14 protein-coding genes are annotated in these 13,547 nt (G+C 59.0%); 11 read left to right on the top strand and 3 right to left on the bottom strand.

The genetic code is table 11. The annotated features are described in order from the left end of the window. Positions 1–232: 232 nt before the first annotated feature. The 7 genes from puuE to ALTER154_RS11210 all read left to right on the top strand — a co-directional run bounded on the left by puuE (position 233) and on the right by ALTER154_RS11210 (position 6,131). The gene (puuE, locus tag ALTER154_RS11180) at positions 233–1,174 is read left to right on the top strand and encodes an allantoinase PuuE (protein ID WP_160087048.1); all 942 of its coding nucleotides are present in this window, start codon (positions 233–235) and stop codon (positions 1,172–1,174) included. After that, positions 1,171–1,686 (top strand): 2-oxo-4-hydroxy-4-carboxy-5-ureidoimidazoline decarboxylase, encoded by a 516-nt coding sequence (gene uraD / locus ALTER154_RS11185; RefSeq protein WP_160087050.1) that lies wholly within the window; start codon positions 1,171–1,173, stop codon positions 1,684–1,686. The genes puuE and uraD overlap by 4 nt, the downstream gene beginning before the upstream one ends. A gap of 49 nt (positions 1,687–1,735) precedes the next feature. After that, positions 1,736–2,731 (top strand): allantoicase, encoded by a 996-nt coding sequence (gene alc, locus ALTER154_RS11190; protein ID WP_160087052.1) that lies wholly within the window; start codon positions 1,736–1,738, stop codon positions 2,729–2,731. Positions 2,732–2,790: 59 nt separating this feature from the next. Beyond that, positions 2,791–3,294 (top strand): ureidoglycolate lyase, encoded by a 504-nt coding sequence (locus ALTER154_RS11195; RefSeq protein WP_160087054.1) that lies wholly within the window; start codon positions 2,791–2,793, stop codon positions 3,292–3,294. Positions 3,295–3,342: 48 nt separating this feature from the next. Further along, positions 3,343–4,650, top strand: coding sequence for a urate hydroxylase PuuD (locus tag ALTER154_RS11200; RefSeq protein ID WP_160087056.1), 1,308 nt, complete (start codon positions 3,343–3,345; stop codon positions 4,648–4,650). A gap of 304 nt (positions 4,651–4,954) precedes the next feature. Further along, entirely contained in the window at positions 4,955–5,176 is a 222-nt protein-coding gene (locus tag ALTER154_RS11205) for a hypothetical protein (RefSeq protein ID WP_160087058.1), read from the top strand. Positions 5,177–5,258: 82 nt separating this feature from the next. Further along, a complete protein-coding gene (locus ALTER154_RS11210; protein WP_160087060.1) occupies positions 5,259–6,131 on the top strand; it encodes an outer membrane protein OmpK in 873 nt (290 codons plus the stop codon). Between the two features lie 153 nt (positions 6,132–6,284). Here ALTER154_RS11210 and ALTER154_RS11215 read toward each other — a convergent pair whose 3' ends face one another. Both ALTER154_RS11215 and moaA read right to left on the bottom strand, forming a co-directional pair. Further along, entirely contained in the window at positions 6,285–7,106 is an 822-nt protein-coding gene (locus tag ALTER154_RS11215) for an ABC transporter substrate-binding protein (RefSeq protein ID WP_160087062.1), read from the bottom strand. Positions 7,107–7,177: 71 nt separating this feature from the next. Then, the gene (moaA, locus tag ALTER154_RS11220; RefSeq protein ID WP_372239926.1) at positions 7,178–8,170 is read right to left on the bottom strand and encodes a GTP 3',8-cyclase MoaA; all 993 of its coding nucleotides are present in this window, start codon (positions 8,168–8,170) and stop codon (positions 7,178–7,180) included. 215 nt (positions 8,171–8,385) lie between these two features. Here moaA and ALTER154_RS11225 point away from each other — a divergent pair, with 215 nt between their 5' ends. Next, positions 8,386–9,030, top strand: coding sequence for a TetR/AcrR family transcriptional regulator (locus tag ALTER154_RS11225; protein ID WP_160087066.1), 645 nt, complete (start codon positions 8,386–8,388; stop codon positions 9,028–9,030). A 116-nt stretch (positions 9,031–9,146) separates the two neighbouring features. On the opposite strand, the gene ALTER154_RS11230 is transcribed toward ALTER154_RS11225, so the two are convergent. Next, positions 9,147–9,587: a heme-binding protein gene (locus ALTER154_RS11230; protein WP_090386575.1), complete on the bottom strand. Its 441-nt coding sequence runs from the start codon at positions 9,585–9,587 to the stop codon at positions 9,147–9,149. A gap of 338 nt (positions 9,588–9,925) precedes the next feature. Between ALTER154_RS11230 and gcl the strand changes: the two genes are divergently transcribed. The 3 genes from gcl (at position 9,926) to ALTER154_RS11245 (ending at position 13,453) form a co-directional block, all read left to right on the top strand. After that, the gene (gene gcl, locus ALTER154_RS11235; protein ID WP_160087068.1) at positions 9,926–11,701 is read left to right on the top strand and encodes a glyoxylate carboligase; all 1,776 of its coding nucleotides are present in this window, start codon (positions 9,926–9,928) and stop codon (positions 11,699–11,701) included. Positions 11,702–11,762: 61 nt separating this feature from the next. Further along, positions 11,763–12,545 carry a hydroxypyruvate isomerase gene (hyi, locus tag ALTER154_RS11240; protein WP_160087070.1) on the top strand — a complete coding sequence of 261 codons (783 nt, stop codon included), beginning with the start codon at positions 11,763–11,765 and terminating at the stop codon, positions 12,543–12,545. Between the two features lie 17 nt (positions 12,546–12,562). Further along, positions 12,563–13,453 (top strand): 2-hydroxy-3-oxopropionate reductase, encoded by an 891-nt coding sequence (locus ALTER154_RS11245; RefSeq protein WP_160087072.1) that lies wholly within the window; start codon positions 12,563–12,565, stop codon positions 13,451–13,453. Positions 13,454–13,547 lie beyond the last annotated feature (94 nt).

Consider the following 13,547-nt stretch of genomic DNA (forward strand, 5'->3'; position numbering starts at 1 on the left):
CAGCGCACCGTAAACGGGCAGCAAATCGGCCATAAGTGCTTGCGAGCACTGCTTTTGCACAGCAACAGCTGACGCACTGGACAGAATCAGCATTAAGGCAAAATTTCGCAAAATAAGTGAATTTTAGATTTACAAGATGCAAAGCACTTTGTATACAATTAGCCCATCACGGTCGTGCAACGCATTTATGCCTGCCCAATGACCGCCACAAACAGCAAGAAGGAAGACTGCAGTGAGCGCTGACTACCCACGCGACCTGATCGGTTACGCCAACAACCCGCCCCACCCGCATTGGCCGAATGATGCGCGCATCGCCCTGTCGTTTGTTCTCAATTATGAGGAAGGCGGCGAGCGCAACATCCTGCACGGCGACAAGGAATCCGAGGCGTTTCTCTCCGAGATGGTTTCCGCGCAGCCGCTGCAAGGCCAGCGCAACCTATGCATGGAATCGCTCTACGAGTATGGCAGCCGTGCCGGCGTCTGGCGTTTGCTGAACCTGTTCCAAAAGCACAACATCCCGCTGACCATCTTTGCCGTGGCCATGGCTGCGCAGCGTCATCCAGATGCGATCAAGGCGATGGTCGCCGCAGGCCACGAGATCTGCAGCCACGGTTACCGCTGGATCGACTACCAGAACATGAGCGAAGCCGAAGAGCGCGAGCATATGCTTGAAGCCATCCGCATCCTGACTGAACTGACCGGCGAACGCCCGGTGGGCTGGTACACCGGCCGCCTCGGCCCGAACACTCGCCGCCTGGTACGTGAAGAAGGTGGCTTTCTGTATGACAGCGACACCTACGACGACGACCTGCCTTACTGGGACCCGGCCAGCACCGCAGCCAAACCGCACCTGGTGATCCCTTACACGCTGGACACCAACGACATGCGCTTCACCCAGGTGCAGGGCTTCAACAAGGGCGACGATTTCTTCGAATACCTGAAAGACGCCTTCGATGTGCTTTACGCCGAAGGCGTGGCCGGCGCGCCGAAGATGCTTTCGATCGGCATGCATTGCCGCCTGCTCGGCCGTCCGGCGCGCCTGGCGTCACTGGCGCGCTTCCTTGAATACCTGCAGAGCCACGAAAAAGTCTGGTGCGCCCGCCGCGTCGACATCGCCAAACACTGGCACGCGACCCATCCGCTGCAAGAGCCGTCCAAGGAGAGCTCGAAATGAGCCGTTTTCAAACCCTGACCCCGTCCCGTTTGAGCCGCGAAGACTTCGTAAAAGTCTTCGCCGATATTTACGAACACTCGCCCTGGGTCGCCGAGAAGGCTTTTGACCTGGGCCAGGATGACAGCATCAACGAAATCAACGGCCTGCATCAGCGCATGGCCGACCTGTTGCTCAGTGCCAGCCATGCTGCACAGCTGGCGCTGATCAATGCTCACCCGGACCTGGCCGGCAAGGCAGCCGTTCGTGGTGAGTTAACCGCCTCTTCGACGTCGGAGCAGGCTGGTGCGGGCATTCATGAATGCACCGCAGAAGAGTTCGCCCGCTTTACCGAACTGAATGATGCCTACAAGGCCAAGTTCGGCTTCCCCTTCATCATGGCGGTGAAAGGCAGCAATCGGCACCAGATCCTGGCGGCCTTCGAGGAGCGGATTCATAACTCCCCGGAGCAAGAATTCGCCTGCGCCCTGGCCGAGATCAACAAGATCGCGCTGTTCCGCTTGCAGCAGCTGTAGGCCGCAAGCCCTCCGCCCTCCCCAACGCCATCACTAAGGCAGACATTTCATGAAAGCTTACGCCGTACCCTTTGAGAAATACGTCAACCTCGCCGACGCACGCCTGGGCACCAAGGCCATCTCGGTCACCGACGACTGGTTCGCCGACGTTAACCGTCTGTTCCAGCCGACCCCGGCCGTATGGAAGGAGGGCGTGTTCGATGACAACGGCAAGTGGATGGATGGCTGGGAGTCGCGTCGCAAGCGCTTCGAAGGTTACGACAGCGCGGTAATCCGCCTGGGCGTACCGGGCTCGATCAAGGGTGTGGACATCGACACCAGCTTCTTCACCGGTAACTTCCCGCCGTCGGCGTCCCTGGAAGGCTGCTTTGTCGCTGAAGGTGACCCGACCGACGCCACCGTGTGGACTGAAGTGCTGGCCGCAGTAGAGCTGCAAGGCAACAGCCACCACTACCATGAAATTGCCAATGCACAGGCCTTCACCCACCTGCGCTTCAACATCTATCCGGACGGCGGCGTCGCCCGTCTGCGCGTCTACGGCGTACCGTTCCGCGACTGGTCGAACGTAGGTGACAACGAAGAAGTTGACCTGGCTTCTGCACTGAATGGCGGTCGCGCCCTGGCCTGCTCGGACGAACACTTCGGCCGCATGAGCAACATCCTCAACCCAGGCCGTGGCATCAACATGGGCGACGGCTGGGAAACTGCACGTCGCCGTACCCCAGGTAACGACTGGGTGATTGTCGCCCTCGGCCATCCGGGCGAGATCGAACGCATCGTCGTCGACACCCTGCACTTCAAAGGCAACTACCCGGACAGCTGCTCGATCCAGGCGGCCTTCGTCAAAGGCGGCACCGACAGCCAGATCGAGACCCAGAGCCTGTTCTGGCGCGAGCTGCTGCCAAGCCAGAAACTGCAGATGCACGCCGAGCACGAGTTCAGCGAGCAGATCAAAGCGCTGGGCCCGATCACCCACGTACGGGTGAACGTGTTCCCGGACGGCGGTATCAGCCGCCTGCGCCTGTTCGGCAAAGTCGCCAAGTAAGCCAATAAACCCCTCTCCCATTGGGAGAGGGGCATAAACGAACGAACAAGAAGACCAACATGCGCACATTGATCATCGAGCCGCTAAGCAAAGAAGCCTTCGCCCCCTTTGGTGACGTTATCGAAACCGAAGGCAGCGAATTCTTCATGATCAACAATGGCTCCACTCGCCGTTATCACAAACTGGCCACGGTCGAGACCGCTCAGCCAGAGGATAAGGCGATCATCAGCATCTTCAGTGCCGAGGCGCTAGAGATGCCGCTGACCATTCGCATGCTGGAGCGTCATCCGCAGGGCAGTCAGGCGTTTATTCCGCTGCTCGGCAACCCCTTTCTGATCGTGGTCGCGCCACTTGGCGATGCACCTGAATCAGAGTTGGTCCGCGCTTTCCGCAGCAACGGCAGGCAGGGCATTAATTACCATCGCGGCGTTTGGCACCACCCGGTGCTGACGATCGAAAAGCGGGATGACTTCCTGGTGGTTGATCGCAGTGGTTCTGGCAACAACTGCGATGAGCATTTCTTTACCGACGACGAGCAACTGCTCCTCGCCCCCCACCAATAAGAGAAGCCTGCAGCCGGCGTGTCGGCCTGCGGGAAAGAGGTACTGATTGTGGAAGCGCATTTGACTGAGTGGCTGAACCTGGGTATCCGCTGGATCCATATGATCACCGGCATCGCCTGGATCGGCGCATCCTTCTATTTCGTCTGGCTGGAAAATAACCTCAACCGCAGCAACCCGCGCGAAGGTCTGTCGGGTGACCTCTGGGCGATTCACGGTGGCGGTATCTACCACCTGGAAAAATACAAGCTGGCCCCGCCGAAAATGCCGGAGAACCTGCACTGGTTCAAATGGGAGGCCTATTTCACCTGGCTGTCGGGCGTGGCCCTGATGCTGGTGGTGTACTACCTAAACCCAAGCCTGTACCTAGTCAAGCCGGGCGTTGATCTCGCACCGGAAATGGCCATTGCCATCGGTTTCGGTTCGATGGTGGCGGGCTATGTGGCCTATCACTTCCTCTGCGATTCGCCGCTGGGCAAGCGCCCGGCCCTGCTTGGCGCCGTGCTGTTCGTGCTGATCATCGCTGCAGCCTATGGCTTCAGCCAGATCTTCAGTGGCCGTGCGGCCTATATCCATGTCGGCGCGATCATCGGCACCATCATGGTCGGCAACGTGTTCTTCACCATCATGCCGGCCCAGCGTGCGCTGGTTAAGGCCATCGAAGACAACACCACGCCGGACCCGACTCTGCCGGCCAAAGGTCTGCTGCGTTCGCGTCACAACAACTACTTCACCCTGCCGGTGCTGTTCATCATGATCAGCAACCACTTCCCGAGCACCTACGGCAGCCAATACAACTGGCTGATTCTGGCGGGCATCGCGATGCTGGCAGTACTAGTGCGCCACTACTTCAACACTCGCCATGACAGCAGCAAGTACATCTGGACCCTGCCTGCCGCCGCACTGGGCATGATCTGCCTGGCGTTCGTCACGGGGCCGAGTATGAAAGCCGCCAGCACCGAAGCGCCTAAAGCAGCCGCTATTACCTACGCAAAAATTCCGGCCACTGCCGTGAGCGGTAATCCGGATGTAACTAAGGCAGCTCAACCCGCCAGCACACCCGCTGAGCCAGCAGCTACCGCACCGGCTGTAGCAGCTGTCGAGTTTGCCAAGGTCAGCAGCGTGATTCAGGAACGCTGCAGCGTCTGTCACTCGGCCACGCCGAGCAGCCCAATGTTCAGCGCGCCACCGGCCGGCTTCATGCTCGACACGCCTGAGCAGATCAAAGCGCAAGCCGCAAAGATTCATGCGCAAAGCGTGGCCTCACAGATCATGCCGCTGGGCAACATCACCCAGATGACCCAGGAAGAGCGCGACTTGATCGGCTCATGGATCGACCAGGGCGCACAGCTCAACTGATCCACCCGAATGCCGCACCCGCTCAGGGTGCGGCATTTGTCTTTCGGCCAACAGTCGCACGCCCCTCCCCGCGCCAATACGCCCAGCCACACGTCCTACGCACGCTTTTCCGTGACGTTCAGCAACCTGACTGGCGGTGCATTTTTGTGCACAATATTTAAATAAATTGTTTTTAACGCTGTAAACAAATTGCTATAGTCAATCAACCTGACTACACGGACAACTTTATGTCGCATTCAGGACAGAGGCCCGTGAAGCCTCATGTAAGCCCATGACCATATAAGAACAACTGGCAGGCTCAGACATGACAATCCCTCACACTCCACGCACCCCAGCTCCGTCTGCGGTCAGCCACAAGCGGATGATCCCATTGGTAATTCGCGCACGGATACGGCTCAGCGCTATCCACCTGGCCGCAATCAAACTTATCCCGAAAGCCACGCTGCCAAAGCCAACCCAGGCCGATCTGCCCAATTCGCTGTACGCCGCCCTGCATGAGTTCAACACACCCCAGCGGCCCAGTTGAGACGTCACCCTATTTGCCTGTTCGACCCTGCGGTTCGCCACAGGGCTGAGAAACCCTGTAAGTCCACAATAAGGAAAACGTGATGAAACTGAAGCACCTGCCCCATTGCATCGCTCTCTCAGCCGGCCTGTTTACCGGCCAGCACGCCTTCGCCGAGGGTGCCTTCCTCTGGCAAGACACCAGCCTCTCCTACCTCTACGGCAGCAACTTCCAGCGCCTGAACAACAACGGTGAAGAACAGCGCTCGCAGACCACCTTCACCCTGGAAAACGCCAGTGGCTGGACCTGGGGCGATACCTTCTTCTTCCTCGACTACATCGACGCCGACAACAAGCAGGCCCGTGGCAGCAACTTCGGCAACCTGGATGTCGATGAGAAGAGCAGCTTCTATTACATGGAATTCTCGCCACGCGTCAGCCTCAGCTGGCTGACTGGCCAGGACCTGACCGCAGGCCCGCTGAAGGATGTATACGCAGCCTTTACCTATGAAAAAGGCAACGGCGGCCCTGGCACCGAGAATTACCTGTACGGCATCGGTACCGCCTGGAACGCTCCAGGCTTCGCCTACCTGAACGCCAACCTCTATGCGGTGAAGGTCAATAACCACATCTTCTTCGATCATGACTTCAAGGCATCGGACAAGGGCAACGGCCACACCTACCAGCTGACTGTGAACGGCGCTTATCCGTTTGCCATTGGCGAACAGGACTTTGTGGTCGACGGCTACATCGACTGGCGCGCGCCATCCAAGGATGCCGGCACCCAGACATCAGTCGGCTCCTCAATCCAGATCAAATGGGATGCGGGCAAGGCGCTGTTCGGTGAAGGTCGCAAACTGTATGTCGGCACAGAACTGAACATGTGGCACAACAAGTACGGCATCAAGCCAATCGACGGTTCCACCGATGGCTTCGATCAGACCGCAGTACAAGCGCTGGTGAAGTACCACTTCTAAGCCCATGTGCTTGATGTGGGTTGCCGGGTAGGCGGCAACCCGCAACAAAAAGGGGATGGCAACGATGCCATCCCCTTTTTTATTGCGCCTATTCCCTCTTGTTACGCGCAGAAAAAACCGCTCACTTGGAGCGACTTTTGTTATCTCAGCGCATTACTGCGACTGCGCGTCCTTGAGCTTTTTACGCTCGATAAAATCCAGTTTCCACTGCTCCAGGCCGATGCGGTCAGCCTCCAGATTAGCCTCGACCTTGTACTTACTTTTCAGCGCGACAATTGCAGGCTGCTGCTCGCTCAAGAAGCGGTCAAAACGCTGCATAAAGGCCGCATGCTTGAGCGTCGACAGCTTGAAGCTGCCACGGCTGTGCGGCAACTGCGCATCGAATATCAGCGCGCCCGGTCGCGCGCGGATGTTGTCCAGATAATGGGTGGCCACCACCACGTTGAAATAGGCGCCGTCGGTGTCCTTCTTCAGCGCCTGGCGAATCATCTGGCGTAGATCATCGCTGTAAGTCAGCTCAATCTGCCCGGCATCGATACGCTCCTGATAACCCCGTGGCGTCCAGCCGTTGACCATGGCCAGGCGCTTGATCTGCTCGATGGGTTGGCCATGACGCTGCGGCGCCACCAGCACACCATCGACATACTCGACCACGCCCTGGCTGTAGTTCAGGGTCTTGCCGGCCTTCTGCTCCTGCGACCAGGTTTCGCTGTCAGGGTATTTGAAATCCACCTGGCCGTTGAGCAGCGCGGGCAACAGCTGCTCAACAGGCAGCACCTTGTAACTCAGCTCCACTCCGCTGGTCTGCGCGAACAGGTCGAATAGCTCACGGGCAAAGCCCTGGTACTGGCCTTGCGCATCGATGCTGTAGTGCGGCGCAAAGGCCAGTTTCTCTACACCGATCACATAGCTTTCAGCGCTGACCGCGCTGGAACAAACAACGGCGAACAAACTGCAGACGTGCGAGGGCTTCACAGCAAACCTCCTGTTGATTGTGAGAGTGGAACGAATGGAACCGCCCAAGGCGGTGAGGACGCGGCTAGGGGCTAGCCGCCGGTCATGCTCATAAAGCGAATAACCTGCACCTGGGCATCGCTCTCGAAGTGGTGACGTTCGGGTTTCAGTTGCAAGGCTTGCATCAAGGCTTCACTCAGGCGCTGGCTGTCGCCGGGGTGGGCACGCATCAGGCCTTTCAGGTCCAGGGCATTTTCATGGCCCAGACAAAGCACCAGCTTGCCCTCGGCGGTGACTCGCACGCGGTTGCAGTCGCCACAGAAGTTGTGGCTGTGCGGTGAGATAAAACCAATCTGGGTGTCGCTGCCGACCACCTGCCAATAGCGCGACGGCCCGCCAGTCAGCTTGCTGCTACGCACCAGGGCATAACGCTGTTCGATGCGCTCACGCACCTCGTCACTGGAGCAGAAGGTCTGCTCGCGCTGGTGGCTGGAAATACTGCCCAGTGGCATTTCTTCGATAAAGCTGATGTCCAGACCCCGCGCCATGGCGAACTCGACCAGGTCGAGCACTTCGTCATCGTTGCGGCCTTTCTGCACCACGGTATTGAGTTTGATCTTGCGAAAACCTGCCGCGCGCGCCACCTCGATGCCGTCCAGCACCTGATCGAGCTTGTCACGCCGAGTAAAGGCAGTAAAACGCTCGCGCTGCAACGAATCCAGGCTGACGTTCAGTCGCTTGACCCCGGCTGCGTGTAACTGCGGCGCCAGGTCAGCCAGCTGTGAGCCATTGGTGGTGATGGCCAGGTCTTCCAGCTCGGCACGCTGGCCCAGGCGGGTCAGCAGGCTGATTAGGTTCTTGCGTACCAGCGGCTCGCCACCGGTAATGCGGATGCGCTTGACCCCGAGGCCGATAAAAGCGTCCGCCACTGCGTAGAGCTCTTCGAGGGTGAGGATCTGCTCGCGCGGGGCGAACACCATGTCCTCACTCATGCAATAGGTGCAGCGGAAATCACAGCGATCGGTAACCGATAACCGTAGATAGGTGATGCGCCGACCGAAGGGGTCAACCAATTGATTGTTCACTACGTGTCTCCTGGAGCTCAACGAGCCGAGACTTTTTGTTATGAATGCATGCAGCGAGATAAAAACAGAAATATTAAATTTTGTATACAACAACCTGACTTGCAAGTCAGATAGCCCGCCGGAGCCCAGGCCACAAGCCTTGAGCGCCGCTCAAAGCCGGTGCTACCATCCCGGCGCTGCCCAGCGACGGGCGTTCGACAGAAGCAAAGAGGCTTATGACCAGTATTCGCGAGCGTAACAGAGAGCTGATTTTACGCGCAGCCAGTGAGGAGTTCGCCGACAAAGGCTTTGCTGCCAGCAAGACCAGCGACATCGCCGCCAAGGCCGGGGTGCCCAAGCCCAACGTCTACTACTACTTCAAATCGAAAGAAAACCTCTACCGCGAAGTGCTGGAAAGCATTATCGAACCATTGCTGGAAGCCTCTTCGCCGTTCAATCAGCCAGGCAAACCGGCCGACGTACTGCGCGCTTATATCCGCTCGAAAATCCGTATCTCCCGCGAACTGCCGTTTGCCTCCAAGGTATTCGCCAGCGAAATCATGCACGGCGCGCCGCATCTGTCCGCCGACCAGACCGCGCAGCTGAACGCCCAGGCCAAGCACAATATTTCCTGCATCCAGGGCTGGATCGACCAGGGCCTGATGGCCAAGGTTGACCCGCATCACCTGCTGTTCAGCATCTGGGCTGCAACTCAAACCTACGCTGACTTCGACTGGCAGATTTCCACCGTGACCGGCAAAGCAAGCCTGGACGAAGCCGACTACGAAGCCGCCGCACAGACCATCATCCGCTTGGTGATCAAGGGTTGCGAAATCGACGAAACCCAGCCCAGCCCGTCCGAGCAGGTCACCAACGCGTAAGCCTGGTTATCCGCCCTGCCCTTGGCTTAAGGCAGCCATAAATAAAAACGGTGAATGCCGCAAAGCATTCACCGTTTTTTTATTGCGAATTCAGTTGCGGCGAATGCCGCACATCATCAGGCAGCGATACCCGCATCCGGTTTCAGCCCGACCGACTCCACAGCGCTGACTGCGCACTGCTCATCGATATCCGAGGTATCGCCAGTGATACCCACTGCGCCGATCACCTCGCCGCGCTCATCACGGATCAGCACACCACCCGGTGCCGGCACCAGTTGACCGTCTGCCAGGTTGTTAACCGCGCCGATGAATGCCGGACGCTGCTGTGCGTCTGCCGCAATCAGGCGCGAGCCCTTGCCCAGTGCCAACGCGCCCCAGGCCTTGCCGATGGCAATTTGCGGGCGTAGCAGGCTGGCGCCGTCTTCGCGCTGCAGGCTGATCAGATGCCCGCCGGCATCCAACACGGCAACAGTCAGCGGCGCGGCGGAAATTTCCCGGCCGACCGCCAGGGCGCGGTTACTGATGGTGGTGGCGATTTGCAGATTCAACGTACTCATGTTGGGTCTTCCTCGATGCTGATAAATCCTACGAAACACCTGGCGCTGCGCCGCCTGCAGGGCGATTGACAGCGGCCAGGCAATCCAAAGCTCAACACCACTATCCCATCAGAAACAAAAAACTCAATAGACGAATACAATACAAACACTATTTGTATACAGTTATGCGCAAGCGTTTCCGCAGCAGGTCAAGCACCCCAGCTAAAACGCTTGTTTTAAAAGATTTTTTACCAGGCAACGCCTCGACGACAAAACGTGTTGACCGGAAGGTCAGGCCATGAATAGAATTCAAGCCAGCTGTTTTGTATACAATCTGATAACAAACGAGGCACAAGACAATGGCCAAAATGAGAGCAATCGAGGCCGCCGTACTGGTGATGCGCCGCGAAGGCGTTGACACTGCGTTCGGCATCCCCGGCGCCGCCATCAACCCCCTGTACGCTGCACTGAAAAAAGTCGGCGGTATCGACCACGTCCTGGCTCGCCACGTCGAAGGTGCCTCGCACATGGCTGAGGGTTACACCCGCACCAATGCCGGCAATATCGGCGTGTGCATCGGCACCTCCGGCCCAGCCGGCACCGACATGGTGACCGGCCTGTACTCGGCATCCGCCGACTCCATTCCGATTCTGTGCATTACCGGCCAAGCGCCGCGTGCCCGTATGCACAAGGAAGACTTCCAGGCCGTCGACATCACCAGCATCGTCAAGCCGGTGACCAAGTGGGCGACCACAGTAATGGAGCCGGGCCAAGTGCCACGCGCCTTCCAGAAAGCCTTCTATGAAATGCGCAGCGGCCGTCCAGGCCCGGTGCTGATCGACCTGCCGTTTGATGTGCAGATGGCCGAGATCGAATTCGACATCGACGCCTACGAGCCGCTGCCGCTGGCCAAACCGGCCACCAACCGCGTGCAGGCAGAAAAAGCCATCGTCATGCTCAACGACGCCGAGCGTCCGTTGCTGGTTGCCGGTGGCGGTATCTTCAATGCCGACGCCGCCGACAAACTGGTGGAATTCGCCGAACTGACCGGCGTACCGGTTGTTCCGACGCTGATGGGCTGGGGCGTGATTCCGGATGACCACAAACTGATGGTCGGCATGGTCGGTCTGCAGACCTCACACCGTTACGGCAACGCCACCCTGCTGGCTTCCGACCTGGTGTTCGGTATCGGTAACCGCTGGGCCAACCGCCACACCGGTTCGGTTGATGTCTACACCGAAGGCCGCAAGTTCATTCACGTCGACATCGAACCGACGCAGATTGGCCGCGTTTTCAACCCGGACCTGGGCATCGTTTCCGATGCAGGCTCGGCGCTGGACGCCTTTCTGGAAGTGGCCCGCGAGTGGAAAGCCGCAGGCAAGCTGAAAGATCGCAGCGCCTGGCTGGATAGCTGCCGCGAGCGCAAGCGCACCCTGCAGCGTAAGACCCACTTCGACAACGTGCCGGCCAAGCCGCAGCGCGTTTACGAAGAGATGAACGAAGCGTTCGGCAAGGACACCTGCTACGTCACCACCATTGGTTTGTCGCAGATCGCCGGCGCGCAGTTCCTTCACGTTTACAAGCCGCGGCACTGGATCAACTGTGGCCAGGCCGGCCCGCTGGGCTGGACCATTCCGGCAGCGCTGGGTGTGGTCAAGGCCGACCCGACCCGCAAGGTCGTGGCGCTGTCTGGCGACTACGACTTCCAGTTCATGATCGAAGAACTGGCGGTGGGCGCACAGTTCAACCTGCCGTACATCCACGTGTTGGTGAACAACTCCTACCTGGGTCTGATCCGTCAGGCGCAGCGCGGCTTTGAGATCGACTACTGCGTACAGCTGGCGTTCGAGAACATCAACGCGCCGGAAATCAACGGTTACGGCGTTGACCACGTTGCCGTGGTTGAAGGCCTGGGCTGTAAGGCAATCCGCGTGTTCGACCCGAACGAGCTGCAGAACGCCTTCGCCGAAGCCAAGCGCCTGATGGCTGAGCACCGCGTACCGGTGGTGGTGGAAATTATCCTGGAGCGTGTCACCAACATCTCCATGGGTACCGAAATCAACGCCGTCAACGAGTTCGAAGAACTGGCCGAGCGCGGCGTCGACGCCCCGACCGCCATCTCGCTGCTCGACTAAATCGCCTTTGAACCAGCAGCCCGGATGCTTTATCCGGGCTGCGCAAGACAAGGAGCACACCATGCCCCGTTTTGCCGCCAACCTGTCCATGCTGTTCACCGAAGTGGACTTTCTGGACCGTTTCGACGCTGCCGCCGATGCTGGCTTTAGCGGTGTTGAATACCTGTTCCCCTACGATTTCAGCGCCGAAGAAATCAAAGCGCGCCTGGATGCCAACAAGCTTGAGCAGGTGCTGTTCAACCTCCCCGCCGGTGATTGGGCCAAGGGCGAGCGAGGTATCGCTTGCCACCCCGACCGCATTGAAGAGTTCCGCGCCGGTGTCGACCAGGCCATCGCCTACGCCAAGGTGCTGGGCAACAAACAGATCAACTGCCTGGCCGGTATCCGTCCGCAGGGTCTGAATTGCGCCACCGTCGAGCAGACCTTTGTCGACAACCTCAAGTTTGCCGCTGAAAAACTGCAAGCCGCAGGCATCAAGTTGGTCATGGAAATGATCAACACCCGCGACATCCCGGGCTTCTACCTGAACACCACGAAGCAGGCCCTGGCCATTCGCGACAAGGTCGCCAGCAGCAACCTGTACCTGCAATACGACATCTACCACATGCAAATCATGGAAGGTGACCTGGCGCGTACCGTCGAGGCCAATCTGTCTGTGATCAACCATGTGCAGTTGGCTGACAACCCGGGCCGCAACGAGCCTGGCACGGGCGAGATCAACTACCGCTTCCTCTTCGAGCACCTGGATCGCATTGGCTACCAGGGCTGGATCGGCTGTGAATACAAGCCGGCAACCACCACCGCTGCCGGCCTCGGCTGGATGAAGGCGCATAACGCAATCTGAATTAGAGGATATTTCTCATGGCAAAAATCGGATTTATCGGCACCGGCATCATGGGCAAGCCTATGGCGCAGAACCTGCAAAAAGCCGGGCACACCCTGTTCTTCTCCGAGCACTTCGACAAGGCTCCGGCCGACCTGCTGGGCGACAACGGCATCGGCCTGGCCAACCCGCGCGAAGTGGCGCAGGAAGCCGAATTCATCATCATCATGGTGCCGGACACCCCGCAGGTTGAAGACGTTCTGTTCCGCGCTGACGGCGTTGCCGCAGGCGTAGGCGCTGGCAAAGTAGTGATCGACATGAGCTCGATCTCCCCCACCGCTACCAAGGTCTTCGCCGAGAAGATCAAAGCCACTGGCGCTGCCTACCTTGACGCGCCGGTCTCCGGCGGTGAAGTGGGTGCCAAGGCGGCCACCCTGTCGATCATGATCGGCGGCTGCCCGAATGCCTTCGAACGCGCGCTGCCGCTGTTCCAGGCCATGGGCAAGAACATCACCCGCGTCGGTGGTAACGGTGACGGCCAGACCGCCAAGGTCGCCAACCAGATCATCGTTGCTCTGAATATCCAGGCAGTGGCCGAAGCCCTGCTGTTCGCCGCCAAGAACGGCGCCGACCCAGCCAAGGTGCGTGAAGCGCTGATGGGCGGTTTCGCCGGCTCGAAGATCCTTGAAGTGCACGGCGAGCGCATGATCAAGGGCACCTTCGACCCAGGCTTCCGTATCAGCCTGCACCAGAAGGACCTCAACCTGGCCCTGGCCGGCGCGCGCGAGCTGGGCCTTAACCTGCCCAACACCGCCAACGCCCAGCAAGTGTTCAGCACCTGTGCGGCCATCGGTGGCAGCAACTGGGACCACTCGGCGTTGATCAAAGGCCTGGAACACATGGCCAACTTCAACATCCGCGGCGAGTAAGCAACAGGTTTCAGAGCGGGGTCAGCCGCCCTGAAACAACCCTTTCGATCTGTCCGGCAGGCGGTGTCACGGCCTGCCTGCCGGGTGGGTCGAT

It is taken from the genome of Pseudomonas sp. 9AZ (assembly GCF_902506525.1).
Classification (GTDB): domain Bacteria; phylum Pseudomonadota; class Gammaproteobacteria; order Pseudomonadales; family Pseudomonadaceae; genus Aquipseudomonas; species Aquipseudomonas peli.

Bases quoted from the DNA above. Each gene is read 5' to 3' on its own strand.
- uraD (WP_160087050.1), top strand. From the start codon at position 1,171: ATGAGCCGTTTTCAAACCCTGACCCCGTCCCGTTTGAGCCGCGAAGAC.
- alc (WP_160087052.1), top strand. From the start codon at position 1,736: ATGAAAGCTTACGCCGTACCCTTTGAGAAATACGTCAACCTCGCCGAC.
- ALTER154_RS11195 (WP_160087054.1), top strand. From the start codon at position 2,791: ATGCGCACATTGATCATCGAGCCGCTAAGCAAAGAAGCCTTCGCCCCC.
- ALTER154_RS11205 (WP_160087058.1), top strand. From the start codon at position 4,955: ATGACAATCCCTCACACTCCACGCACCCCAGCTCCGTCTGCGGTCAGC.
- ALTER154_RS11210 (WP_160087060.1), top strand. From the start codon at position 5,259: ATGAAACTGAAGCACCTGCCCCATTGCATCGCTCTCTCAGCCGGCCTG.
- ALTER154_RS11225 (WP_160087066.1), top strand. From the start codon at position 8,386: ATGACCAGTATTCGCGAGCGTAACAGAGAGCTGATTTTACGCGCAGCC.
- ALTER154_RS11230 (WP_090386575.1), bottom strand. From the start codon at position 9,587: ATGAGTACGTTGAATCTGCAAATCGCCACCACCATCAGTAACCGCGCC.
- gcl (WP_160087068.1), top strand. From the start codon at position 9,926: ATGGCCAAAATGAGAGCAATCGAGGCCGCCGTACTGGTGATGCGCCGC.
- hyi (WP_160087070.1), top strand. From the start codon at position 11,763: ATGCCCCGTTTTGCCGCCAACCTGTCCATGCTGTTCACCGAAGTGGAC.
- ALTER154_RS11245 (WP_160087072.1), top strand. From the start codon at position 12,563: ATGGCAAAAATCGGATTTATCGGCACCGGCATCATGGGCAAGCCTATG.